Source organism: Bacillus sp. ISL-46 (genome assembly GCF_018613205.1).
Genome location: NZ_JAGGQR010000045.1, coordinates 1 through 25,383 on the forward strand (window position 1 = coordinate 1; position 25,383 = coordinate 25,383).

26 protein-coding genes are annotated in these 25,383 nt (G+C 36.2%); 19 read left to right on the forward strand and 7 right to left on the reverse strand.

Annotation, left to right across the window (positions count from 1 at the left end):
- Positions 1-258 precede the first annotated feature (258 nt).
- From J7E67_RS20535 to J7E67_RS20575, 9 genes are all read left to right on the forward strand, one after another.
- A complete protein-coding gene (locus tag J7E67_RS20535) occupies positions 259-1,347 on the forward strand; it encodes a type III polyketide synthase (RefSeq protein ID WP_214712428.1) in 1,089 nt (362 codons plus the stop codon).
- 1 nt (position 1,348) lies between these two features.
- Positions 1,349-1,918, forward strand: a complete 570-nt coding sequence (locus tag J7E67_RS20540; protein WP_214712430.1) for an isoprenylcysteine carboxyl methyltransferase family protein — start codon at positions 1,349-1,351, stop codon at positions 1,916-1,918.
- 29 nt (positions 1,919-1,947) lie between these two features.
- On the forward strand, positions 1,948-2,106 hold the full coding sequence (locus J7E67_RS20545; protein WP_214712431.1) for a hypothetical protein: 159 nt from the start codon (positions 1,948-1,950) through the stop codon (positions 2,104-2,106).
- A gap of 156 nt (positions 2,107-2,262) precedes the next feature.
- Positions 2,263-5,913, forward strand: coding sequence for a dynamin family protein (locus J7E67_RS20550; protein ID WP_214712432.1), 3,651 nt, complete (start codon positions 2,263-2,265; stop codon positions 5,911-5,913).
- A 30-nt stretch (positions 5,914-5,943) separates the two neighbouring features.
- Positions 5,944-6,771, forward strand: coding sequence for a sulfurtransferase (locus J7E67_RS20555; protein ID WP_214712433.1), 828 nt, complete (start codon positions 5,944-5,946; stop codon positions 6,769-6,771).
- 70 nt (positions 6,772-6,841) lie between these two features.
- A complete protein-coding gene (locus J7E67_RS20560) occupies positions 6,842-7,735 on the forward strand; it encodes a 5'-3' exonuclease (protein ID WP_214712434.1) in 894 nt (297 codons plus the stop codon).
- Between the two features lie 130 nt (positions 7,736-7,865).
- Positions 7,866-8,591 (forward strand): serine/threonine-protein kinase, encoded by a 726-nt coding sequence (locus tag J7E67_RS20565; RefSeq protein WP_285290477.1) that lies wholly within the window; start codon positions 7,866-7,868, stop codon positions 8,589-8,591.
- Positions 8,592-8,664: 73 nt separating this feature from the next.
- Positions 8,665-9,249, forward strand: coding sequence for a hypothetical protein (locus tag J7E67_RS20570; RefSeq protein ID WP_214712435.1), 585 nt, complete (start codon positions 8,665-8,667; stop codon positions 9,247-9,249).
- Between the two features lie 91 nt (positions 9,250-9,340).
- A complete protein-coding gene (locus J7E67_RS20575) occupies positions 9,341-11,674 on the forward strand; it encodes a YheC/YheD family endospore coat-associated protein (RefSeq protein WP_214712436.1) in 2,334 nt (777 codons plus the stop codon).
- A 42-nt stretch (positions 11,675-11,716) separates the two neighbouring features.
- On the opposite strand, the gene J7E67_RS20580 is transcribed toward J7E67_RS20575, so the two are convergent.
- Entirely contained in the window at positions 11,717-12,883 is a 1,167-nt protein-coding gene (locus J7E67_RS20580) for a glycosyltransferase family 4 protein (RefSeq protein ID WP_214712438.1), read from the reverse strand.
- A gap of 176 nt (positions 12,884-13,059) precedes the next feature.
- On the opposite strand from J7E67_RS20580, the gene J7E67_RS20585 reads away from it, so the two are divergent.
- Genes J7E67_RS20585 through J7E67_RS20595 form a run of 3 tightly spaced genes read left to right on the forward strand, consistent with a single transcriptional unit; the run spans position 13,060 to position 16,429 of the window.
- On the forward strand, positions 13,060-14,145 hold the full coding sequence (locus J7E67_RS20585; protein ID WP_214712440.1) for a YheC/YheD family protein: 1,086 nt from the start codon (positions 13,060-13,062) through the stop codon (positions 14,143-14,145).
- A gap of 24 nt (positions 14,146-14,169) precedes the next feature.
- On the forward strand, positions 14,170-15,393 hold the full coding sequence (locus tag J7E67_RS20590; protein WP_214712441.1) for an ATP-grasp domain-containing protein: 1,224 nt from the start codon (positions 14,170-14,172) through the stop codon (positions 15,391-15,393).
- A 13-nt stretch (positions 15,394-15,406) separates the two neighbouring features.
- Entirely contained in the window at positions 15,407-16,429 is a 1,023-nt protein-coding gene (locus J7E67_RS20595; protein ID WP_214732774.1) for a YheC/YheD family endospore coat-associated protein, read from the forward strand.
- Between the two features lie 49 nt (positions 16,430-16,478).
- Here J7E67_RS20595 and sspL read toward each other — a convergent pair whose 3' ends face one another.
- Positions 16,479-16,616, reverse strand: a complete 138-nt coding sequence (sspL, locus tag J7E67_RS20600; protein WP_088088727.1) for a small, acid-soluble spore protein L — start codon at positions 16,614-16,616, stop codon at positions 16,479-16,481.
- Positions 16,617-16,700: 84 nt separating this feature from the next.
- On the opposite strand from sspL, the gene J7E67_RS20605 reads away from it, so the two are divergent.
- Positions 16,701-17,192, forward strand: a complete 492-nt coding sequence (locus tag J7E67_RS20605; protein ID WP_214712626.1) for a divergent PAP2 family protein — start codon at positions 16,701-16,703, stop codon at positions 17,190-17,192.
- A gap of 41 nt (positions 17,193-17,233) precedes the next feature.
- Positions 17,234-17,503 carry a DUF6123 family protein gene (locus tag J7E67_RS20610; RefSeq protein ID WP_168246228.1) on the forward strand — a complete coding sequence of 90 codons (270 nt, stop codon included), beginning with the start codon at positions 17,234-17,236 and terminating at the stop codon, positions 17,501-17,503.
- Between the two features lie 35 nt (positions 17,504-17,538).
- Here J7E67_RS20610 and J7E67_RS20615 read toward each other — a convergent pair whose 3' ends face one another.
- Positions 17,539-18,468, reverse strand: coding sequence for a DMT family transporter (locus J7E67_RS20615; RefSeq protein ID WP_214712446.1), 930 nt, complete (start codon positions 18,466-18,468; stop codon positions 17,539-17,541).
- 6 nt (positions 18,469-18,474) lie between these two features.
- A complete protein-coding gene (locus J7E67_RS20620; RefSeq protein WP_214732775.1) occupies positions 18,475-18,882 on the reverse strand; it encodes a reverse transcriptase-like protein in 408 nt (135 codons plus the stop codon).
- Positions 18,883-19,083: 201 nt separating this feature from the next.
- Here J7E67_RS20620 and J7E67_RS20625 point away from each other — a divergent pair, with 201 nt between their 5' ends.
- Entirely contained in the window at positions 19,084-19,740 is a 657-nt protein-coding gene (locus tag J7E67_RS20625; RefSeq protein WP_214712448.1) for a reverse transcriptase-like protein, read from the forward strand.
- A gap of 20 nt (positions 19,741-19,760) precedes the next feature.
- Positions 19,761-19,946, forward strand: coding sequence for a zinc-finger domain-containing protein (locus J7E67_RS20630; RefSeq protein ID WP_214712450.1), 186 nt, complete (start codon positions 19,761-19,763; stop codon positions 19,944-19,946).
- A gap of 74 nt (positions 19,947-20,020) precedes the next feature.
- On the opposite strand, the gene cspD is transcribed toward J7E67_RS20630, so the two are convergent.
- A complete protein-coding gene (gene cspD, locus J7E67_RS20635) occupies positions 20,021-20,221 on the reverse strand; it encodes a cold-shock protein CspD (protein WP_026563856.1) in 201 nt (66 codons plus the stop codon).
- A gap of 274 nt (positions 20,222-20,495) precedes the next feature.
- Here cspD and J7E67_RS20640 point away from each other — a divergent pair, with 274 nt between their 5' ends.
- The 3 genes from J7E67_RS20640 (at position 20,496) to mntR (ending at position 24,047) form a co-directional block, all read left to right on the forward strand.
- Positions 20,496-20,780, forward strand: a complete 285-nt coding sequence (locus tag J7E67_RS20640; RefSeq protein ID WP_214712452.1) for a hypothetical protein — start codon at positions 20,496-20,498, stop codon at positions 20,778-20,780.
- A 582-nt stretch (positions 20,781-21,362) separates the two neighbouring features.
- A complete protein-coding gene (locus J7E67_RS20645) occupies positions 21,363-23,531 on the forward strand; it encodes a DNA topoisomerase III (RefSeq protein ID WP_214732776.1) in 2,169 nt (722 codons plus the stop codon).
- 93 nt (positions 23,532-23,624) lie between these two features.
- Positions 23,625-24,047, forward strand: coding sequence for a transcriptional regulator MntR (mntR, locus tag J7E67_RS20650; RefSeq protein ID WP_088088719.1), 423 nt, complete (start codon positions 23,625-23,627; stop codon positions 24,045-24,047).
- Positions 24,048-24,081: 34 nt separating this feature from the next.
- Here the strand turns inward: mntR and J7E67_RS20655 are convergent, their stop codons facing one another.
- The gene (locus tag J7E67_RS20655; protein ID WP_214712456.1) at positions 24,082-24,294 is read right to left on the reverse strand and encodes a DUF3892 domain-containing protein; all 213 of its coding nucleotides are present in this window, start codon (positions 24,292-24,294) and stop codon (positions 24,082-24,084) included.
- Between the two features lie 127 nt (positions 24,295-24,421).
- Positions 24,422-25,330 carry a homoserine O-acetyltransferase MetA gene (gene metA / locus J7E67_RS20660; protein WP_214712457.1) on the reverse strand — a complete coding sequence of 303 codons (909 nt, stop codon included), beginning with the start codon at positions 25,328-25,330 and terminating at the stop codon, positions 24,422-24,424.
- Positions 25,331-25,383 lie beyond the last annotated feature (53 nt).

The following is a 25,383-nucleotide window of genomic DNA, read 5'->3' on the forward strand; positions in this document are numbered from 1 at the left end:
TTTTGTCTACAATCTGAAGCAATTTACTTGCTTTTTATTTAGGATTTCGGAACTGGAAATCATTAGTTAATGAATGAAATCAGTATCCATTATATAATTTAAGAGCACAGCAACAACCTTCAAAACGTTTGCTTCCCAGAGGGGAAACTTTTGGTTTCCTTCTCCTACAGGGAAGCTTTTTTTTTGCTTACCGAAACTTGTGAATAATAACCATGAAACTGGAAAAAATACCCTTACATAGATTGAAGGAGAAAAAACATGCCTACAATTATTTCAGTTGCAGAGGTTACTCCACATTTTGAAGTTAACCAAAACCAAGCTTTGGAGTTTGCACGAGAGCTTTTCTCTGATTCCTTTAAGGATATTGAACGACTATTAAGGGCTTTTCAAAACGGCCAAATTGAAAAAAGGCATTTTGTTAAAAATCTTGATTGGTTTAAAGAAGAACATACTTTTGAAGAAAAAAATTCTGCTTATATTGAGTCCGCGCTGACCCTTGGAAAGGAAGCAATCGAGAAGTGTTTAAATAATAAGGATTTCTTAAATCGTAATATTAACTATCAAGAAATTGACATCATTTTTTTTATCTCAACCACGGGGATGGCCACACCAAGTATCGAAGCGAGAATCATGAATCACCTTCCGTTTAATTCACACACAAAGAGAGTACCTATTTGGGGACTTGGCTGTGCAGGCGGTGCTGCTGGTCTATCGAGAGCCTATGAATATTGTCTTGCGTTTCCAAAAGCAAAGGCCCTAGTACTCTCAGTTGAGCTTTGCAGCCTAACGTTTCAGCGCAACGATCTTTCGAAAAGTAATTTAATCGGAACTTCTTTGTTTGCCGATGGTGTAGCCTGTGCCTTAGTTTGCGGTGATGATTCATACTCTTCAGATTTCAGGAAGAAGCAGACTTCCCCCTCCATCATTGCTACACAGTCCACGCTGATGCCGAACTCTTTAGATGTGATGGGCTGGGCTATTAGGAGCACGGGGCTGTTTGTGGTATTTTCTCGGGATATCCCCCAGATCATAGAGGATTGGTTAAAGCCGAATGTAAGTGGATTTTTAGGTGAACATCAAATCAATCTTGAACAAATAGACTATTTTATTGCTCATCCGGGTGGGAAAAAAGTGATAGATGCCTATGTAAAATCATTAGAGTTACCTCCATCCATGACTGACGTTTCACTTGAAGTGTTAAAACAATTTGGGAATATGTCTTCAACAACGATATTTTATGTGCTGAAACGTTACATGGAGATGGATATTCCTCAGGATGCTTTAGGACTTGGTACCGCGCTTGGACCTGGTTTCAGTTCCGAACTGCTTTTATTTAGGTGGGAGTAAAATGAAAGATAGTATCTCATTTCTGATATTAATTGGATTCATCGGCCTTCAGCGGATTGTTGAGCTAAAAATAGCAAAAAGCAATGAAAAGTGGATGAAGAAACGTGGGGCCATTGAATTTGGCGAAAAGCATTATCGATATATGGTGACTATGCATGCGCTGTTTTTTATTTTCTTAAGTTGTGAAAAAATTTTCATGAATTTGGGTCTATCTCCTTTATGGGGCATCCTAATAATTGTTTTTCTTATAGCCCAGCTATTTAGAATATGGGCGATTGCATCACTAGGAAGGTTTTGGAATACAAAAATTATTGTCTTAAGAAATGCGAATGTGATTAGAAAGGGACCATACCGTTTTATCAGACATCCCAATTATTTTGTTGTTGCGGTTGAACTGGCTGTTGTTCCATTGTTGTTCAACGCTTATTTTACAGCTAGTTTATTTACGATATTAAATATCATCGTGCTTAGGATTCGTATACCTGAGGAGGAAAAGGCGCTTAGGGAGCTGACGGAATATGAAGGGACATTTCAGGATTGTAATCGTTTCCTACCTAAAGTTGTTAAATAATTGTGACAGTTAGAAATGGGCTATTGAAAATGATTATCACCTATGTTAAACTTTGGTTATCGATGAAAATCATTCTCAATGAAAGTCTTATAAGGAAGGTGTTACAATTGACTTTTGCTTTAGTTGGTGGAACGGTTATTATTTATGCATTTGTCATGAAGCACGTCTTAAAAAACGTTACACATTAAATTAATAGTGTATTTTGGGAGCCAGGGTCTTGCACCGTGGCTTTTTGTCGTTTTAGGAAGAAATTTGTTTTAAGTAAAAGAAGTGTCAAGATAGGAAAAGTTTGAATTATCGTATAAAATAAAAAATATTATAATGTTGCTAAGGGGAATAAGTTAATGGTGAAAACAGTCAATCAAGAAGAAGCTATACAAACACTAAAAACTAAAATCGTTTCAGTATTTGAATATATAAACGAACAAGAAGATTATGAAAATGCGGAAAAAATAAAACAACTAGCAAAGAAGCTGAAGAACAAAGAGTTTATGATTGCATTTTGTGGCCATTTCTCTGCAGGGAAATCGACAATGATCAATCAACTGGTTGGAGAGAATTTACTTCCATCTAGTCCAATTCCGACAAGTGCAAACTTAGTGAAAGTAAAAGCTGGAGAAGAATATGCAAAGGTCTTTTTCAAAAATGAAAAGCCTCGCATCTATTTAGCTCCGTATGATTATGAATTAGTCAAAAATTATTGCAAAGACGGCGATCAAATTGAAGAAATTGAAATTAGTCACAGTGAAACAGGTTTACCCGATAATACGGTAATCATGGATACACCTGGTATTGATTCTGCTGATGATGCCCACCGGATTGCAACCGAATCAGCAATTCATCTTGCCGATATCGTTCTATATATCATGGATTTTAACCACGTCCAAGCAGAGTTGAATTTTTTATTTACAAAGGAATTAACCCAAGCTGGAAAAGAAGTTTATTTAGTAATTAACCAAATTGATAAACACAATGATGAAGAACTGAGCTTCGATGAGTTTCAAAAAAGTGTGGTTGATTCGTTTGCATCTTGGGGAGTGAAACCAGCAAGAATTTTTTATACTTCTTTGAAAAATAAAAGCCATGCCTTCAATGAATTCAATGATCTTCAGGAATTTATTACAGAAAAATTGGCCTCTAAAGACCAATTATTAATACCATCGGTTTTTCATTCCTTAAAAAAAATTACCCAAGATCATATTGCTCAATTAAGTAAATTAGATGAGCGTGAGCTAAGACCTATCGTTGAGGTATTGAATGAATTAACTGAGGAAGAAAGAAGTGAATTATCCAATAGTTCTCGAGAAATGGAAGGAAACCTCCAGACTTTAAAAGAGGGGGTAATCGGAACAGAGAAGGAATTTGATCATCAAATTGCCCAAATACTAAAAAACGCATACCTCATGCCATTTCAAACCAGAGAGTTAGCGGAGAGTTATTTGGAATCATGTCAACCGGAATTCAAAGTTGGATTCATATTTTCCAAGCAAAAGACGTTGGATGAGAAGAATGTGAGGCTTGAACGCTTTCATCATGATATTCATGATAAAACAAAATCTCAGCTCGAGTGGCACGTACGCGAATATTTACTACGCACCTTAAAGGAAACGGGTCTTGACGGGGGAGATTTACAGGGCTTGGCGCAGTCTTATTCAATCGATGTGCAGGCAAACCTTTTATCCGAAACTGTTAAAACTGGTGCACGAGTATCAGGTGAATATGTCTTACATTACACAGAAGACGTGGCTAATGAAATTAAAAAAATCGCACGACAAAAACTGGCTATTTTTAAGGAAGAGTTCCTAAAAGCATTAAAGCAACAAACAGCTAAATTAATTGGACAGTATGAACAGGAACTGAGCAAAAACGATCGATACCTAAATGCCTTGTCAGAACTAGAAAAGGTTAAGCAGAATGCTAAGTTGAAGAAAACAAAGATCGAAGAGTTATTAACACAAGATGATATTTTACAAGAAGATATTTATCATCTTTTTAGTCAGGACGAAGAAGAATATGAAGTGGTCAAAACACAGCTAAAGTCTGAAAACGGAAGTAGCAACATGAAAAACGATTTGAAAGGCAAAGTGATTGAGGGTGCGAAAAATGATCCAAAGGTACTTCCATCAGGCAATCATTTAGAGAGAACCGTCGAACGTCTAGTAAAGACTTCATCCTTAATTAGAGACCTCCCTGGTTTTTATAAGCTTTCTAAAGAATTATCCGAAAAAGCGGAAAGACTCGAAAACAAGGGATTTACCGTAGCATTATTTGGAGCATTCAGTGCAGGCAAATCTTCTTTTGCCAATGCACTTATGGGTGCTAAGATCCTGCCTGTTTCACCCAATCCAACGACTGCAGCCATTAACAAAATTAAACCTGTTACGGAAAGACATCCGCATGGCACCGTGCTTGTTAAGTTTAAGGAAGCGTCAGCCATGCTTGAAGATGTAAATCGCTCATTAAGGGTTTTTGAACTCCAAGCAGATGATTTTGATGGTGCGGTCAAAAAAATTGACCAGGTTATGCTTCAAAAACAGCAAGAAGGCGGTGTCTTGGAGAAAACACATATTGCTTTCTTACAGGCATTTACTAGAGGTTATCAATCATTTGGTAATTCTTTAGGAATCGTTCTTGAAACAGACTTAAGTGAATTTACCGATTTCGTTGCTAATGAAGAAAAATCCTGCTACGTAGAATGGATTGAGCTTTACTACGAATGCGAGTTAACCAATAAAGGAATTACTCTGGTTGATACACCCGGAGCGGATTCAATCAATGCCCGCCATACAGGTGTCGCTTTTGATTACATTAAAAATTCGGATGCATGTTTTTTTGTTACCTATTACAATCATGCATTTTCGAAAGCAGATCGTGAATTTTTAATCCAGCTTGGACGTGTAAAGGAATCCTTTCAAATGGATAAAATGTTCTTTATTATTAATGCCATTGACCTTGCTGAGAATGAAGAAGAAAAGGAAACCGTTATTGAATATGTCGAGGAGCAGCTTAGCAAATATGGAATAAGAAATCCTCATCTCTATCCTGTATCAAGCTTGCTGGCGTTAAAAGAAAAGGAGACACCAAATCCTATTTCGGAATCTGGAATGGCTAACTTTGAGCAGGCCTTTTATCATTTTATTACTAATGAACTAACGGAAATGGCTATTTCCTCTGCAGAAAAAGAAATAACCCGGGTTCATGATTTAATTGATAAACTTATCAAAAGTTCACAGGAAGACCAAACTGTAAAAGAGAGAAAACGCGGGACTATTGAAAAACAAAAAGCAGTTATCTTAGTGTCATTGAAAAACCAAACGATTGAAAACTTGCAAAATCGTTTGTACCAGGAAGCAGAAGAGTTAGTTTATTACATTAAACAAAGAGTCTTCCTCCGCTTTGGGGATTTCTTTAGGGAGTCATTTAATCCCGCCATACTAAAGGATGATGGCCGTCATTTGAAAAAAGTATTACTAGCTGCACTGGATGAATTTCTCGAAAGTCTAGGCTTTGATTTTGCTCAGGAATTGCGGGCAACGACAGTTCGCCTGGAAAGATTTGCCGAAAAGCAATTGGCTGATTACCAATCAGGTCTCATCCGAAATTTACAAGAAATCAATCAAGACCTTTCCTTTTCAGCATTTGAAGTGAAGCATCAACAAGCAATCGAATTTCCTATCGCTTTTAAAGATATGAATAAACAATTATTTGCTAAAGCCTTGTCGTACTTTAAAAGTCCAAAATCATTTTTTGAAAAAAATGAAAAAAAATTCATGAGTGATGAACTGTATCAAGTGCTGAATTTGCCTGCGGATGAATATCTATCGCATGGAGCTCACCGTTTAAAAACACATTATTCAGATGAAATAACAAAGGAATTCAATCGCCTATTAGAACAAATGAACGAACAAGTAAATGATTTTTATTTGAGTTATCTTTCAGCCTTAGATGGCGGAATTTCTATTGAATATTTAAGGGAAATACAAAAAAACTTATAAAGTATTAATCAATGACAAGGAGGAAGCTGCGTGAAATTTGTTAAAGACAAAGAATGGTTATTGAAAAGCTTAACCGAGAGCAATGTCAGGGTTGTCGATTGCCGGTTTTCATTAGCTGAACCAGAAAAAGGAAGACAGGAATATTTAAAAGGTCATTTACCTAGCGCAGTTTTCTTTGATTTAGAAAAAGATTTATCAAGTCCAGTTCAAGTCCATGGCGGACGGCATCCTTTGCCTAGACTTGAGGAATTTATCATGAAACTTGAGAAAGAGGGGATTAATGAAAACACAGTCGTTGTCGCCTATGATAATGGTGAAGGGGCGTATGCAGCCCGCTTTTGGTGGCTGCTTCAATACCTTGGTCATGAAAATGTATATGTACTTGATGAGGGATTTAATGGATGGGCAGCAGCAAATTATTCAGTAACAAAAGATATTCCTTCATTTGAAAAGGTAAAATTCCATTGCAACTTAAAGCCGGAATTATTAGCAACTACAGAAGAAGTAAAAGAAGCAGTCGAAAAACAGCTGGAAAACAAGATATTAATCGATTCAAGGGAATCAAGAAGATATCTAGGGCTAGAAGAACCGATTGATAAAAAAGCCGGTCACATCCCTGGTGCCATAAATAAGCCGTGGATGGAGGGGATTAGTGGCGGGCGATATAAACAAGCTGAGGAACAGAGACAAAGGTTTTCAGATATCGAACCTAATATGGATATTATTGTTTACTGTGGATCTGGGGTCACGGCCACACCTAATTACTTGGCATTAAAGGACGCTGGATTTAATAAAGTAAAGCTTTATGTCGGAAGCTTTAGTGATTGGATTTCTTATGCGGATCATAAAATAGAATAATCTTTCAGGCCAACTTATGTTATAATGGAAAGCGTGTTGTTTTTAAACGACACCAATAAGGAGGTCCAATATGACTAATCAAAAGCCTTCACTTATGCTTGTTGATGGAATGGCGTTGCTATTCCGAGCTTTTTACGCTACGGCAGTTACAGGACAATTTATGATAAATTCAAATGGAACACCGACCAATGGAATTCATGGCTTTGTTAAGCATTTATTCACGGCAGTTTCATCATTTAAACCTTCCCATCTCGCTGTTTGTTGGGATATGGGCAGTAAGACCTTTCGTACTGAATTATTCTCAGATTATAAAGGTAATCGCGGTGATGCTCCGATAGAGCTTATCCCACAATTTGATTTAGTAAAAGAAGTGGTTACTTCCTTTGATATTCCCAATATTGGATTAGCAGGCTATGAAGCAGATGACTGCATTGGAACAATCGCTAAGCAATCAAAGGACTTTGCCCATGTATCTATCCTAACTGGTGACCAGGATATGCTGCAGCTGCTTGATGATAGTATTTCTGTTATTTTGTTGAAAAAAGGTTATGGAAATTACCTGGTTCATACACCCGATTCCTTCTTTGAAGAAAAAGGAATTACACCTCGGCAGATGATTGATTTAAAAGCCCTCATGGGGGATCCAAGCGATAATTATCCTGGCGTGAAAGGGATAGGAGAGAAGACAGCTCTAAAGCTCCTACAGGAGTTTGAACATATTGAGGGCATTATCTCTAATTTAGATCGATTATCAAAGTCAAATAAGACTAAAATTGAGCAGGATTTAGACATGCTCCATTTGTCGAGACTGCTTGCCGAAATAAAATGCGATGTTCCAGTGAGCTGTTCATTGGATGATGCAGGACTTCGTATTGAAAAAGAAAAAGCATTGAATAAGTTAATGGAATTAGAACTTCGTGGATTGCAACGGCTCTTGCCAATAGACGAAGCGTATGTTTCCTGAAAAAATAAGGTTGTCCATTAGAGACAACCTTATTTTTTTATGGATAAACATACAGGAATTCTTGTCTTACTAATAATAAGATATAAAAAACAGGTGTCACAAAGGGGGAGCTACATTCGAAAAGTATACACTGGATCATCAAACTTTAGGTAAGGGTGCGACAAGCCTTGTCTTTTTTGGTCTGAATCAACGAAATGAGAGGGTAGTAATAAAAAAGGTTGATAGCAGAAGAGAAGCAGAACAAGAGAGCGAAATACTAAAAAGCTTACCGGTTCATAAACATATCATCACCTGGCTAGATTTTTTTGTGGATGAACATAAAGGGTATATTGTTTTAGAATATCACGAAGGGGGAAAGCTGGGGTATTTCAAAAAAGGGATCATCCATGATCAAAAATTAGCCGTTCAAATAACAATTAACATCCTTAAAGGGTTAAAGGTGATCCACCAACATGGCATTCTCCATTGCGATATTACTCCACATAACATTTTAATTTGTAATGATGACCCCCAAACAGTAAAAATCATCGATTTCGGCTCTGCTGTCCGCACAAATGATTCTGGTGAATATATTGGAAATCATCGAGGGGCAACGAGATGGTATCGACCACCGGAGCTTAAGAAACAAAATCATATCTTTACAGCTAATTTAAACTACTGCTCAGATGTATATAGTGCTGCATGTGTATGTTTGTACCTGTTAACTGGTTTTGCACCGTATCGAAAAAAACAGGCGTGCAAACAGATTCCCAATCAGAAATTACAAAAGGTTTTGAGGAAAGCAACAAGAAAGAATAAACTCAAACGGTATCAATCGGCACAAGAATTTATTGATGCACTTCGCCCATTTTCATAAAAAGTAGTCTCTGGATATGATTTAACAGGAAGCACAACACAATAATAATTTCCATTAAAGGAGATAATACAAGTTGAATGATTTTACCCAAATTGTCGTTACGCCGGGAAAACCAGTTCAGGTTCAAACCAATCCAACCGCCTATCCACTCATTGGAAAAGGATTACAAGGTGCAGTGTTTAAACTATCCGAAGACCGCTGTGTGAAAATTTATTCAAAACAAATATATTGCCTTCGAGAAAAGCAGGTACTACAACAAACCGGTGAAAAAACAGCTATTTTACCAGAGGTTTATGAAGCGGGAGAAAATTATATTATTATGGAATACCTTACTGGACCTTCCTTACAAGAATATCTTGAAAAATCCAATACAATTTCCGAGGATTTAACAATTGAAATTATCAATTTAATAAAAGAACTTAGAAGTTTACAGTTTATGAGAATTGATTTCTCCTTACGACACACCATCTATGATAAGAATAGAAAGTTGAAAATCATAGATCATGTTAATTCTTTTAAAATTCAAAGGTCGTTTCCAAAACGACTTTTCAAAGACTTAAAACGATTGGGTTTATTAGTAACGTTTTTAGAGCATGTAAATAATCAAGAGCCTGACCTCTATGAACAATGGAAGAAATCGTTGAAAATAAAAGACTAATATCAGCGGACTCCCATATGCCTATACAGTTTCATAGAATCATGAATAGAAATATTAAAAATGACCTGAAATGATTGAAGGTGAATGAGTAATGGATGAAAAGTCTATGGGCATTATTTTATCAAAACAGCAATGGAATAGGCTGGCCCAAGAGGAATTAAACGATGATGATTCCTATGTTTTACAATATGCAAAAGCGGGCGAAGAGTTAAATTTTGACGTACTATTTTTTAATATCGAAGGATTGATGGTAAACGAGCGTAAGGGAAATGCATTTATGATAAAGGATGAGGAGATCGTTTTACTAGGTTTCGTTGATATTCCGTCAATTATCTATAATCCCACAAATTATCATCGTAAGAAAAACAATCGGACAATCTTTGAACTCGCACAGCAAACAGGTGTAACTCTCATAAATGAAAAGAATAATATTAAGAATAAGCATTTCCTAGAATTGATAGCAACACACCCTGCACTAAAGGATATTAATTTAATAGCGGAAAATCAAATTCCGACTTCATTTAGTTTTTACGTTTTAGGACAAAAAGATTGCCATCATCAATGGACGACTCCGATTATTTATGCCAAGAATAATGACCAAGTGTTAACCTTTAAGGAAGCCTATCTGCTACTTACCGGTGATCACCAAATGCAAGAAGAGACACAAGAATACCTTTATGAAGTAAGCCACCGTATTTTAGAAATTCTTCACTATTATTATCCAAGAATTTATGAAATTGGTCTTCAATTTGTGGGGATGGAAACTGGTGAATTTCGAATTCATTCCACTTGTCCTATCGTGACCATTGTGAAAGACATAAGTTATAGCAACAAAAAAGTAGCGGGTATGATTCTTAAGTGGCCGATTGATCTAGCAAATGAAATCAGGGAATTGAAAAACGATGATAAGACAATGCATACCTATAGTGGGGAAACTGAGGCAACCTTTCAGGTAAGTAGTGGAGAATTACACGACGATAATATTACGCCGTTTATCAGGAAATCAAGTCAGCTTTTTGAGAATGTTTGGGTGAAATTTAAAGTTTTTCGAGACAATGAAATGATAATGAAATTACCTAACCGAATTACAGAAAGCTGGAGGGAACAACCTGAAATTGTAAAATTTGGGGTAAATGAGCAGCCGTGTCACTTTGTAAATTACGAAGACACAATTCCGCTAAGACATAATTCCTATCAAAATCCCTTAGAGCTGTTTGTTTCCGACACTCTAGTAGAATCCATGCATCTTCCTGTTGACCTAGTTTATCAAATCCAATTTTCAGAGAGAAAGGCAATTATCGGTCCAACAATTGGCTTACTATTGGGTGAAAAAAATCACGATTATAATTTGGATTATATGGAGAAATTCAATGACCGTTTTGGTGAATACCATCGCTATGGCGGAGTAACGATCGCCTTTTCAGCAAGGTCAGTCGACTGGGAAAAGAGAATTGCATATGGAATGATCTATGACCCAGTAAAAAAACATTGGCGCTATGATTCTACTCCGATTCCCTCTACTATATACCGTAGAAATTTCCATCAAAAGAAAGATAATATTAGACAACTAGTGGAAATAACCAATAAGAATTTATTTAACTCCTACCACTTTAAAAAATCAGATCTTTATTTATTAAAAAATACTCCAGAAATTAAACAACACTTACCTGCAACTTTCCTTTTAAATAACATGGAAGAATTAATTGACTTTTTAATAGAAAATAAGAAGATTATTTTAAAACCTGTTAGCTTATCAAGAGGACGCGGAATTTTCATACTAGAATTAAATGACGAAACAGAAGGTTTTAGTTTATACGATTATCGGAATTTGACAAAGGTACAACACAGATTGAAGGATAAAGAAGGTTTACAAGTATTATTAAAGGAGTTTGGAATTTTTAAACAGGAGTATTTATTTCAAACCTACATTCCGCTTTTAAAGGTAAATAATCGAGCCCTTGATGTCAGGGTTGTGATGCAGAAATATAACAAAGGGAAGTGGCAATGCACTGGAATTGAATGCAGGGTTGCTCGAGAACATGAGGATCTAACTAATATTGCTCGGGGTGGAGAAGCGATGACATTAGAAACAGTTATCAAGAAGTCTTCTCAAGACCTCAGCTATTCGCTTGTTTATCGGAATATAGTAAACCTTTGTCAAAGGTTTTGCCGCATCATGGATCAAAGAAATGACCATTTCGCCGAATTTGGTATAGATATTGCCTTAGATGAGGTTGGCTTCCCATGGATTCTTGAAGCAAATATATATCCAAGCTTCAAAGGCTTTAAGAAATTGGATTATGATAAGTATTTAAAAATTCGTAATCAACCAATGTTTTATGCAGTTCAAATTCAAGGGTTTCAAATTCTTGATGAAGATGCATTTGGAAATACTCGTCACTTTCAAAAAAGAGCATATTTATAGTCCTTCACGTCCCTTTTGATTCATTCATAAAGGGACGTTCTATTATTTTTCAGATACAATTTGGTTATACAATTGGAGGATACGGTTAGCACTTTTTTCCCATGTGAAATTTTCCTTCACTCGATCAATACTGTTAAGACCTAACCTTTTAATTCTTCTGGGATTGTTTAAGAGCTGAATAACACAATTGGATAGTTCCGCTTCAATGTTTTGTGTATTGATCAAATACCCCGTCCTGCCATGTTCAATAACCTCTGGCATTCCCCCAATATTCGTTGCGATCACGGGGACACCACATGCCATTGCCTCCACATTCACTAATCCAAATGATTCAGGTCCAATTGAGGGTACTAATACAATCTCTGCCGCCTCAAACCAAACGTGGATTTCCGCATGTGGAATAAACGACATAAACTTGACATGCTCTGGGAAATCCTTTGCTAACCCATACAATTTATCAACATAGCTCGTTCTTCTATCTGAACCATAAAATGCGCTTCCAGCAATAATTAATATGGTGTCAGGCACCGCTTGAATAATGGAAGGCATCGCTTGAAGTATTTTATGAATGCCCTTTATTTTTCTTAAACGCCCGACAAATAAGACGATTTTCCTACCTTCGAGGTTCAATTGTTTAATAAAATTCTCTATTTTACTTTTTTGATCAATGGACCATTTCGATTGAAATTGTCTTATATCCACACCTAAATAATTTACAATGACTTTATTTGCCTCACAACCGGTTTGAACAATTAAAAAGTTTTTAAGAAAATGGCTGTTAACAATGATCTTATCAGCTTGATGAAGACAACTAATTAACATTTCCTTTTCAATATGTGGACTTGAAATAAACATGGTCGAGTGCAGTGACAACCAAATTGGAACTTTTTGAAACTTGTTCCGAATGATGGGAATATATTTAGGGCGATTTTCAATTTGGATGATATCAGGATTGAGTTTAGATAACTTAGTAATGACCTTTGTGAGATACCTTGTCCAATTTTGATAAGTAAACCGGATAAAAGAAATATTTCCTTGGTTTTCAGTAGAGGCCATTCCTTTAGCCTTTTTTCCAAATATCGTGAAATCAACATCGTTTTGAAGAATGTTTGTTTGCATTTCTACAACTGTTTCAACTGAACTTGAACGAGAGGATGGAATAGGGAAGGAACCAGGGGTAATAATGGCTACCTTTGGTTTAGATCTCATAAAGCAAAACACCTCTTAGATTAATGTAAGTTAGTGTATTCACGTATTTAATGAATGTTTCAAATTAATTCGGGTTTTTATCTCTCCAAATACATAACTTTTGCATTTAATAGTAAGAAAGCAGTTTATTTATGTTAACTGAACGTAAACCCTATTAATAAGGCGGGGAAAATAGCTTGAAACAGCAATATATTGGAATTATTATCAGCTCGCAATTATATAGAGAACTTAACCTCGGTAAACAACCAGAAATCCTGGCTTTCTATGAGGAAGGAGGGGATATAAATAATTTAATTCCTGTATATCTTCGTTTGGAGGATTTACAGCCTGGCGAACCAGAGACAACGGGTTATGTGATGAATCCTAAAGGTGAGTATCAGAAGAAGACTATTCCTAAACCATTCGTGATTCATAACAGAGGCTATCATTGGACGAAGGATGCAAAGAAACAGATTAAAATGTTACTAGCTGAAGGCTTAGTCATTTTTAATGAATGGAACCAATATGGGAAATACAAAACTCATAAGTTATTAATGGAAAGTGAAGATATTAGACCACATCTCCCAGAAACCGTTCGCTTCAATCTTGGTAATATGGTCGAAATGATGGGAAAACATAGAGAGTTAATCATAAAACCAAGCAATGGTACATTTGGAAAACGAAACATGAGAGCTACACGCCTTAACGATACAGAATGGTTATTATCCTATCCCCAAAAAGACACATGGCTGGATGAAATGTATCTTACGGAACAATTACCTTTGACAATAGAATCTTTGGTAACAAGCGGGGTGTATATAATCCAAGAGAGGATTCAACTTGGTAAATATCATAATAACCCATTTGACCTTCGGGTATCCGTCCAACGAAATGGGGATGGAGAATGGCAAGTGACAGGGATGGTGGGGAAAGTAGCAAAAACAGGCAGCTTTGTTACAAATGTGGTTAGAGGAGGTATCTGCATTTCTCTTGAAGATATCCTTAGAAACCTTCCATACCTTGATGAAAAACAGGTCGTAGCTGACGTGGAAAAGTTATCACTAATGGTTGCCAAACAGATGGGCAATCAAATTGATAACCTAGCAGATCTTGGGCTTGATGTCGGGATTACAGCAGAGGGTTTTCCCATGTTTATTGAATGTAATGCCCGAGATCTAAGGTTAACGTTTCGTCATGCTTTAATGTTCGAAACATGGCGAAAAACCTACATTACCCCAATATGCTATGGGAGATATTTGTTGACTAAAAGAAATGGCCAATAAAAAAAAAAGAGGAAGTAGGTTGGTATGCAAACAATTGTCTTTATTGGAAGTAACAAATCAGGAACGAGCCGAGAAGCGCTGAGTATTTCAACAACTATGGGTTATTATACTGTTTTGTTAACGAACAGAAGAGAATTTATAAAGCAAGAGAAAGAATTCCCTGAAGTTCATCAGATGGTATATGTCGAAAATTTAATGGATAAGGAGATGATTTTTTCAATAATTAATAACCTTGAGGAGGATAGAAAACAAATCTGTGCTGTTATTAGTTTCATTGATCCATTTGTCTCTTTTGCGGCGCGAATCTCGAAAAAATTAGGACTTTTTCAAATGTCCACAGATGCTTTGGCAATCATGGAGGAGAAAACTCATTTTCGTGAACACCTTAAAACACTGCCTGTTACACCAAAGTTTACAATTTTTCAAAGAGAACAGTCTATTCAAAAATTTGTTGAGGAAAATCAATGTCATTTACCACTAATATTAAAGTCTCCTGTATCTAATGGGTCAAAGGATGTATTATTGGTTGAAACCTGCTCTGAGTTAAAAGAAGGATTGGAGTACTTAAATAAAAAATTCCCTTCTATTCCGGTACTAATTGAAGAATATTTGATTGGAACGCAGTACCTAATCGAAGTCATCGTTAAGGATGGGCTGATTGCTATGGTGGCAGTAATCGAACAAGAGGTATTAAATGGTGATCGCTTTATCATTACCGGGTATTGTTATCCGGCCGTACTAGAAAATGAGACTTTAGAGGAATTAGAAGTTGCAGTTGCAAGTATTATTCAAGCACTTGAATTAGAAAATGGAACTTGTCATTTAGAAATGAGGCTTATTGAGGGGAAGTGGAAGTTAATAGAAATAAATCCAAGAATGTCGGGCGGAGCAATGAATAAAATTATTGAAGAGGGTACTGGAATCAATTTAATTAAAGAAACACTTAAACTATTCTTAGGGCTAGATCCCGTCTTAAAAGCAACGAAAAAGACGCATGTTTATGCAAAATTTCTTACTGTTAATTCACGGGGCCGACTCATAAAAGTAACAGGAAAAACTAAAGCCTTAAATTATGATGGTGTAAAGGAAGTTTATGTGAAACCAAGAAAAGGGGCGATCTTAACAAAGCCGTATTCACTCGGTGATCGCTATGCCTATGTGATTGCCAGCGCTGATACACCTGAACAGGCCAAGGAGATTGCATTAATAGCTTCGAAAGAAATCAAGTTTTACTTAGATCCATTTTAAGGATGTGTTGATTTTGAAGTCGATTGGGATGCTTCACTATCGAAAAAATCCGCTAGAAGTTAAAAAAGCTTATCCCTTTGCTGCTGTCGCAAAAATGGAGGGAATCCCCTTTTTTTATTTTTCTTACAACAATGTTGATTTTAATCATTTGAAAATTAATGGCTGGGTGTATCAACATGGTGAATGGACACAAAAAGTTATCGACTTTCCAACAGTCATCATTAACAGCTGCAACCCTAAAACGAAAAGACAATCCGCCATTTTGAAAAAATTAAAGGAATATGCTATTTTTACAAGTTATCCTGTTGGAAATAAGTTCAAAGTATACAAAAAAATCTTTAATGCGAAAGAATTCTCCAGTTATTTGATTCCTTCCACAAAATTAAATCATCCACAAAAATTTATCTCTTTTCTCCAGAAACATTCTCGAGTTGTAATCAAACCATTAACCGGTAATCAAGGTAAAAAAATATTATTTATCGAAAAACTTAATGAAAAGCAACTGTTCAAATTAACCGACGGTCAGAAAGTTAGCGTATTTAACCAAAAGGAAATGGAGGATCTAATTGAAGGGCTGGTCCTTGAGCAAAAATATTTGCTTCAGCCTTTTATTGAATGTAAAACAAAAGCCGGATTAACCTATGATTTTCGCTTGCATGTTCAAAAAAATGGACGTGGGTTTTGGGAAATTACCTTAATTTATCCACGGATCAGCGGTAACGCCAAATTGATTAGCAATATTAGTAGCGGAGGGTACCGCGGTGACTTAGAAACTTTTCTTTTAGATGAATTTGGGGAAGAGTCAGATCGAATAAAAACAGTTCTAGAGCAATTTGCATTAACATTTTCTGCTCATTTCGACACATTATACGAACATTCCTTTGATGAACTGGGTATTGATGTTGGAATGGATCAACTGCAAAGGCTATGGTTATTTGAAGTCAATTGGAGGCCAGGTTGTAAGAATAGGGAATTTGAAGTGGCCAGGCGGCTTATTCCTTATTGCATCTATCTTGCGAATAGGCAAAAGCTTTAAATAGAAACTAGCTGTCTCGACAAGTGACAGCCAGTTTTTATGTTTGCGTCTATTTAGTGTTTTTTTTCTTTGCTGCATTTTCTAGTTTACTTTTTGGTTCTTCAGCGAACTCCGCATCTTGACCATATCCTTGAGGATTAACCCCTGGAGCTTTGACACCTCGATTAGTTTGACCATTTTTACCCATCTACGTTCACCTCCCACTTTTTTAGTATTTCCATGTGGAATAATAAAACACGGGCTTTCGAACAATATTAGCAGGGGTGATATGATGAACAAGGGTGTTTATTTAGCACTTTTCAGCATGGGACTAGCACAAGGGATGAAAATTCCTATACATTATTATAAAAAGAAAGAATGGCGTCCAGAGCTGTTTTTTGGTACCGGTGGGATGCCTAGCTCACATTCAGCAGGGGTTTCTACATTAACAACATACATTGCAATGCAGCGTGGACTGCCAACCTTTGATTTTGCCCTTTCCCTCATCTACGGATTAATTGTCATGTATGATGCGCAAGGGGTAAGAAGGCAAACAGGGGAGCTAACATTAAAGGTGAATTCAATGAATGAATTAATTGAAAAAATTCATAAAGAGGAAAGTGTTGAATTTAGACAGGACTCTCCAAAAAAGCTAAAAGAAATGTTAGGCCATGAGCCCGAAGAAGTTGTTGGAGGGGCAATTCTAGGTGTTTTGGTCGGAGTCATAGGTCATCTATGTACAAAAAAGAATAGAAAATTATCGAAATTTAAGTTAAGATTCTAAGGGATGTTCAAAGTTTGTTGGGAGAGGGATGGGCAAAGTCATTGGCAACAGTCGAAGATTATTTGCACCACTTGGAAGGAAAAGGATTTCAATTCCAAGAGGATGCAATTGGCTTTATATTCTTTGGGAAACACTACACAAATGCTTCTGATGAAATGATTAATACAGCCATTGAACTGACATTAAAAGCACAAAAAAGTTTTGATGGCAGTTTTTATGTATCATTGTTGGAAACATTAATTTCGAACAGGATCAACTCAAGGAAAGATGCCATTAGGTTCGTTAAAGAAAAGGAACTGTTAGCGATATAATTAGGAAAAAACTCCCTTCTCTGAAAGGGAGTTTTTTATGAGACCTTATCCTCAAAGGGCTTGTTTTTTCTAAGTAAAGGGATTTTGTTTGTTGGCATCTCAGCAAAAATCATTCCTGCAAAAATGAGGCAGCACCCAACTAAGGCACTATAGGAAAGTCGTTCATTTGCCCAATAAAAACCTGTAATCGCGGCAAATACCGGCTCCATTGCAAAAATTAACGCAACTCGTGTTGCAGAAGTGTATTTTTGAAAATTTGTTTGAATCAAAAATGCCAGTGCTGTTGCAAATATGCTTGTGATTACAAGGGCAACTAGAACATCTTGCTTGAGTAATATATGTAGATTAAATGTCTTTTTCCAATCTTCAAAAAAGAAAGAGGATAAAATCGATAAAAGGGCAACTGTTGAAATTTGAATGACTGTTAACAGCAAGGTTGGATATTTATTACTAAACTTACCTGTATAGATGATCTGTAGTGCGAAACTGATGGCGCAAATGAAAACGAAACCATCACCTCTATTCAATGAAGTAACATCAGTCATCGTCAATAGGAATAAGCCAATGGTCGCAGTTAACACGCCCAAGACAGCATTCCTGTTCGGAAACTGCTTTAATAACATCATTGAAAATATTGGAACAAGGACAACATTTAACCCTGTAATAAAGCCGGCTTTGGAAGAAGTTGTATATAAAAGGCCGATTGTTTGGGTAGCATAACCAAGGAAAAGCCAAAATCCGATAAATACACCTGATAAAAGCAGCTTTAAATTCAATTGTTTTAACTGTTTTTTTTCAAATATTACAAGGCAGAAAATCAATAAAATCGCTGCTGCAAGAAAGCGAATGCTATTAAAGGAAAACGGTTCAAGAAAATCAATCGCATTTTGGACTAACACAAAAGTGCTGCCCCAGATGATCGTTACAAGGAGCAAACTTAAATCGGCAAATATAGGTTTTTTCATGATGTATCATTGCTCCTCGGGAATATTTTTTCTAATTGCCTGCCTTGCTAGTTCATCCGCCGCTTTATTTTCAGCACTTGGGATCCATTTCATAAAAAATAATTGAAACTTCTTTGATAAGTGTAATGCCTTTTCAAATAATGGTAAGTATAGTTTGTTTTTTACAAATTCTTTTTCTATCGCATTGTTAACTAATTGAGAGTCGGTCCGAAATGACACGACTGAATTTTCAAATCCCTTTTCTAAACATATTTCCAATGCCTTAATAAATGCATGATATTCTGCTTCATGATTCGTCATTTTTCCTAATGGAATCGAATATTTTTCTGTAATGCCGTTTCCTTTAATAAATATCCCGGCCCCACTTGGTCCAGGATTTCCGGCACTAGCCCCGTCAATATAAACCTCAATCAATTCTGTTTCCTCCATAAACGTAATATTGAAAGTTTATCATATTTCTTTTAAGTCAGAAAATATTTATTCTTATAACTACTATGAAGAAGTGGGTATGATAAGAATATATATCAGAATAGGTTAGAATGATGTGGTCGATATAGTGGGATGGAATATGTTATTTAAAAAGCCCTTGAATTCTTTTTAGAAAGGTTGAGGACATTGAACTATAGGTTAGAGTGGATGTATAAAATAAAAAGTAATGAAAAGGTACAGTTTTCCTCTGAAATGGTATCAGGTGAAACGGCTATACAAATTGGTGAAGAGCTTGAAATGACTGGGAAAGTATCTGATTTGTTTTTTTATGATGAAAAGGGAACATCATGGATCTTAAAGGAAATGAAAAAGTTGATGACCGAAATTGAAGATGATCCTCATGAAATAACTGTTTACTTTGATGGAGGGTTTCAAAAGGAAACAAATCAAGCAGGTCTTGGGGCTGTTATCTTTTTTAAGCAGGGGAAGAAGAAATACCGTATCAGAGCCAATGAACGGATTGATGAATTGGAAACAAATAATGAAGCAGAGTATGCTGCTTTTTATTATGCATTAAATATTTTAGAGGATTTAGGAGTTCATCATTTATCTTGTGAATTTAAAGGTGACTCCCAAGTGGTTTTAAAACAGCTGGAAGGGGATTGGCCTTGTTATGAAGATACGCTTAATAGCTGGCTTGACAGAATTGAGGGAAAAATTAAAACGCTTGGTTTAGTCCCTAAATATACGTCCATTGCTAGAAAAGATAACAAAGAAGCTGATAAATTGGCGACACAAGCATTAGAAGGAAAAGAAATTTTTGCAAAAACATTGATTCTTTAGGAAATGGGTGTGAAACTCTTGTGAAGGACTTAAACAAAAGGCAATTATTGGTTCATGTAGAATCCTTAATGGTTCAATACTGTGAAGGCTGCTTTTTACACCAGCATTTGAAAAAAGAAGGTGGGCGGAGAGCAGCACACCGGTTTTGCATTTCAAAATGTACAGTGGGAGAACAACTTCAGGTGTATGGGAAGAAGCTGAGTTGAAAATTCACCTAAGTCCTGTTAGCGCCTATAAAAAAGGCTGACGAAAACGTCAGCCCTTGATTAATTAATTTAGATTATAGTTTTACAACGTTAGCTGCTTGTGGTCCACGGTTTCCTTCAACGATTTCAAAAGAAACTTCTTGGCCTTCTTCTAAAGATTTGAAGCCTTCGCCAGTGATAGCGCTGAAGTGTACGAATACATCGTCGCCGCCTTCTACTTCAATAAAACCAAAACCTTTTTCATTGTTAAACCATTTTACTTTACCGTTTTGCATTTACTTCTTCCTCCTAAGCCTTTCAAGCCACCCTTATTGGTGCCAAAGATAAATATTATCATGCAGCCACTTGCTATGCATATATAGTTACATGATGCTTTAAATATACAATAATGAAAATTTACAGTCAAGGAATGACTTGTCTCTTTTATTGAAATTATGGTAGTTTCTATGAAAATATTTAAGTGTCTGATTTTGTCCGTACTCCTAACATGAAAAATACCTCTGCATCATATCTTATATTAATCAATTTATTTACAGAGGCGGGGATAGGATGTACCGATTTTCCATTGAAGGTGATGAATGGATATTAAGATTTTCACCCCAAGTTTATATTGATTCTGATGAAAAGCAGACCATTTTATTTGCACTGCTCCATATGGGATTAGACCTAGATAATTATTCACATGGAAATGCCTTTATCATTTTTACAAAGAAAATTGGTGCAATTGTGTTCAATGTGGAGAGAATTCCATCCTTAATTTTAACAGTTTCGAATATTATCCCCGAGGATAATTGGTATAGTCAGGATCTTCCTTCAATAAAGCCGTTGAGTTAACAATAGCAAGCATTAAGGGTGATAATTTGATCACTCAGGCTGTCGAAAAACCTTCGACAGCCTTTTAATATATTCATTTTCTTTAACAATTCACCGCGTTAATTTGTTATAATATCAGTAAATATATTGGCTTTTCAACAGGCCTGGTAGCAGGGACAAATAATTTAATAAAAATGGGTATTTTTAGATTTAGGCAAAATAAACAATTGCCGAGAAAAATACCCTTTCTCGACAATCTGGGTGATCATTTGATCACTCTTTTTTATTATTTAGTCTATTTGTCAAATAAAAGACAAAATACTAAGGAGATTTCGTGACGTAGTCTGCTATTTTAATAGTAAGAACTTTGAGAGTAATTCTAAAAATAATTATTATCATTATTACCACTGTACTTAGAAATTGAATGAATCTACAATTACTGAAAAGTGAAGAATGATACAGTCGATTATATAGTCTCGATCATCCTCTATCATAAAATTGGAAAGGAAATTGGTTGATGTGGTGATTATTTATTCTTTACGAACAATGGATTTAATGGGTAAAATGGATTTCGGGATGCTTTGTAAAAAGGGAGCAATCATAATGAAATTAATTATTGCCGAAAAGCCGGATCAAGGGTCAACCTTAGCATCAATCTTTAAACATAAAAAACAAAATGGTTTTATCGAAATTTATCCAAATGATATTTTTCCTAAGGGAGCCTATGTGACTTGGGCAATTGGTCATGTATGCCAATTAGTCTCGCCCGAAAAATATCAGCAAGGCTGGAAAAAATGGTCGTTAGATAATTTACCAATTATCCCTGAACAGTTTGAATACGAAGTAACGAAAGATAAGGCAAAACAATTTGCAGTCATAAAAAAGTTAGTGTCTGATTCTAATGTAACTGAAATTATTCATGCGGGTGATGCGGGGCGCGAAGGTGAACTGATTATCCGCAATATCCTCAGGTTAACAAAATGTCACAAACCCATGAAAAGGCTGTGGATCTCGTCGTTAACAGCTAATAGCATTAGAGAGGGTTTTAAAAAGCTGTTGGACGAGCAAGAAACACGGAGCTTATTTTTTGAAGCCTACACAAGGGCTTGTGCTGACTGGGTGGTTGGTATGAACGCTTCACGTTTGTATAGCTTACTTTTACAAAAACAAGGATTTTCCGATGTATTTTCAGTTGGTAGAGTACAAACACCAACTTTAGCACTTATTGTTAAAAGAGAAATAGAAATAGAGAACTTTAAGTCGGAACCCTTTTGGGAGGTTCTCGCACATTTTTTAATGAATGGAAAAAAATATACTGGAAAATGGCAGAACGATGGGGAAACCCGAGTGAATACAAAAGAGTTAGCCGAAAAAGTTGCTGCTTTTTGCAAGGATAAACCTGCCGAAGTCAGCGAGGTTCTATCAGAAAGGAAAGAGTTCTTTCCTCCACTCTTATATAATCTTTCCGCCCTCCAAGCCGAGGCAAATAAACGCTTTAAATTCTCACCGAAGAAAACTCTCGATGTTATGCAAAAGCTCTATCAAAAGGGAAATGTCTCGTACCCTCGTTCAGATTCACGGTACGTAACAAAAGAAGAAGCGAATACTTTCCCGGACGTCTTAAACAAATTAAGTCATATTAAAGATTACGAAAGTTTCTTCCCGTTACCATTTGCTTCGATTTCAGAAAACAAACGCTATGTGAATGAAAAGAAGGTCACAGACCACTATGCGATTATTCCGACGGAACAAATCCCAAATGTGGAGCGGCTCACCCCAGATGAGAAAAAAATCTACGATTTAGTTGTAACAAGTTTGATAGCCGCACACTACAATAAGGCCATAGCTGAATATACTACTGTGACAACATTGGTGGATGGAAGGGCAGCGTTTATCTCGAAGGGGAAGGTTCAAATTGAAGAAGGCTGGCGTAAAGTACTGAATCCAAAAGATAATGAAGACGAACCTGCACTACCAATGCTAGCAGAAGGTGAGCAGGGTCGGTCGGATAAAGTGGAAGTCAAAGAAAGCAAAACTCAGCCGCCAAAACGCTATACTGAAGGTCAATTAATTACGTTAATGAAAACGGCCGGTAAGCATATAGATGATAAAGAACTCGAAAAAATTCTGACAAAGACCGAGGGCCTTGGAACAGAAGCAACCAGAGCAGGCATCATTACTATGCTAAAGGACCGTCTATATATTGAGGTTACTAAGAATTTAGTTTATGCTACAGCTAAAGCCAAAATCCTCATTGAGGCCATTGGGAAAGAAATTTTAGCTTCACCTGAAATGACCGCAAAGTGGGAGCAGAAACTAAAGGAAATATCTGAGGGGTCTGCTGCACCAAAGCAATTTATGGAGCAAACAAAAAAGATGGTCATTCACTTAATTTCTTCAAGTATTGGTCAAGCTACTAACTGGTCGTTCTCGGAGGAGATTCGCGAAAATTTTGCACCTGGGAAGCAAAAAGGGAGGAAGCAGGCTTTTACCAAGCTGGGTCCTTGTAAAAAATGTGATGGTTCAGTCGTAGATAAGGGCAGTTTTTACGGTTGTTCAAATTACCAAAAAAATCAATGCGATTTCACTATTTCAAAGAAAATATTAGGTAAAAATATTACCCAGAAGAACATTAAGCTGCTATTATCAGAAGGAAAAACCGAGCTTATTGAAGGTTTTACCAATAAAGAAAAAACCTTTAATGCCCGGCTTTTTATAGACCAAACTGAAAAAAAGGTAAAATTTTTATTCGAAGAAACAGCAGCAAAATAAAGAATTGTTATTTTATATAAGTGATAAAGTGCCTTGTCACTATTTTTTTTCTATAGTAAACTTTTAGTTGAGTAATTTTTTGGAGGGTATGGGATGCCAACACCAAGTATGGAAGATTATATTGAACAAATATATATATTGATTGAAGAAAAAGGATACGCTCGAGTCTCAGATATTGCCGAAGCGCTGTCAGTACATCCCTCCTCAGTAACGAAAATGGTGCAAAAACTTGATAAAGATGAATATTTAGTCTACGAAAAATATAGAGGACTTGTGTTAACAGCCAAGGGGAAAAAGATTGGCAAGCGCCTTGTCTTTAGACATGATTTACTTGAACAGTTCCTCAAAATTATCGGTGTAAAAAATGAAAATATTTATAACGATGTCGAAGGGATTGAACACCATTTAAGCTGGGATTCAATTGATCGAATTGGTGACCTGGTTCAGTTTTTTGAAGAAGACCAAAAGCGTATAGAGGCATTAAATGAAATACAAAAACAGAATGAAAGTGAATAATAAACAAGCACCTAGCAGCAATTGCTAGGTGCTTTTAATATAAATCTGGGTATTGATCAAAAGATTGGTTGCTCTCTGGGATTAAAGACATTCTACCATGCTCTTCCTCAATAGCCTGAACCCCTTGAATTACACCATTTTCTGCCTCTAGTATTGCCTTTCGATAAGAAATGATTCGTCCCTCAGAAGTGACAAAGTTGATAATTTCCCCAAAGGAATTACGGTGAAGTGCCACAATTGATTCCATGAAAATTCTCCTCTTAAGATTATTTTTAAAAGCAATACCTTGCTTTTTCCTATATTCTTTCTATTTTTACAAATAATAAACAAACAATCATATAAAAAAAGCATCGGAATTTACCCGATGCTTAGTGTTAACCCCAAAAAAAAGGGGTTTCCTGGTATACATAATAATTAAGCCAGTTTGAAAAGAATAAATGACCATGAGAACGCCAGCGATTAATTGGCGGCTGGGTTGGATCATTGTTTGGAAAATAGTTCTCCGGTATATGGATTTCAAGGCCTTTATTCAAGTCTCTTTCATATTCTTGGGCCAGCGAATCTGATTCATATTCCAAATGTCCGGTAATCATGACATGCTTTCTATCCCGAGAGGCAATTAATAAGGCACCTGCATCTTCAGAGGCGGCTAATAATGTTAATTCTGGATTCTTTTTAATTGCTTCAATCGATACATCAGTATAGCGAGAATGGGGAGCATAAAACTGGTCGTCAAACCCTCGCAGCAAAGTGTCATTAGGTTCAAAAATCCGGTGAGGATAAATACCTGAGCATTTTCGCTGTAACTCAAATTTACCAATCCGATAATGGTAGTTAAGAGCAGCCTGCGCACCCCAACAAATATGTAACGTCGAAGTGACATTTTGATTGGCCCAGTCCATAATCTCAGTTAATTCCGACCAATATTTAACTTGATCAAATTCTAATAGCTCTACTGGGGCACCAGTAATAATCATCCCATCAAATTTTAGGTTTTTCACTTGGGAAAAGGTGGTGTAAAACTGTTCAAGATGCTGTTTACTCGTATGGGTGGATTCATAGGAGTTGGTTTTTAGAAAATTGACATTTATTTGTAAAGGCGAGTTTCCTAATAGTCTTAAAAGCTGTGTTTCTGCTTTTTCTTTTTCAGGCATTAAATTCAGAATGAGGATATTTAATGGTCTGATGTCCTGTGCAATTGCACGTTCATTGTCCATAATGAAAATATTTTCGTGTTCGAGAATTTCCCTCGCTGGAAGGAGTTTTGGAATGTTAATTGGCAAGTGATCAGCCCCTTTTTTAGGTTAATTAGGCGAATTTCTAATTACTACATCCA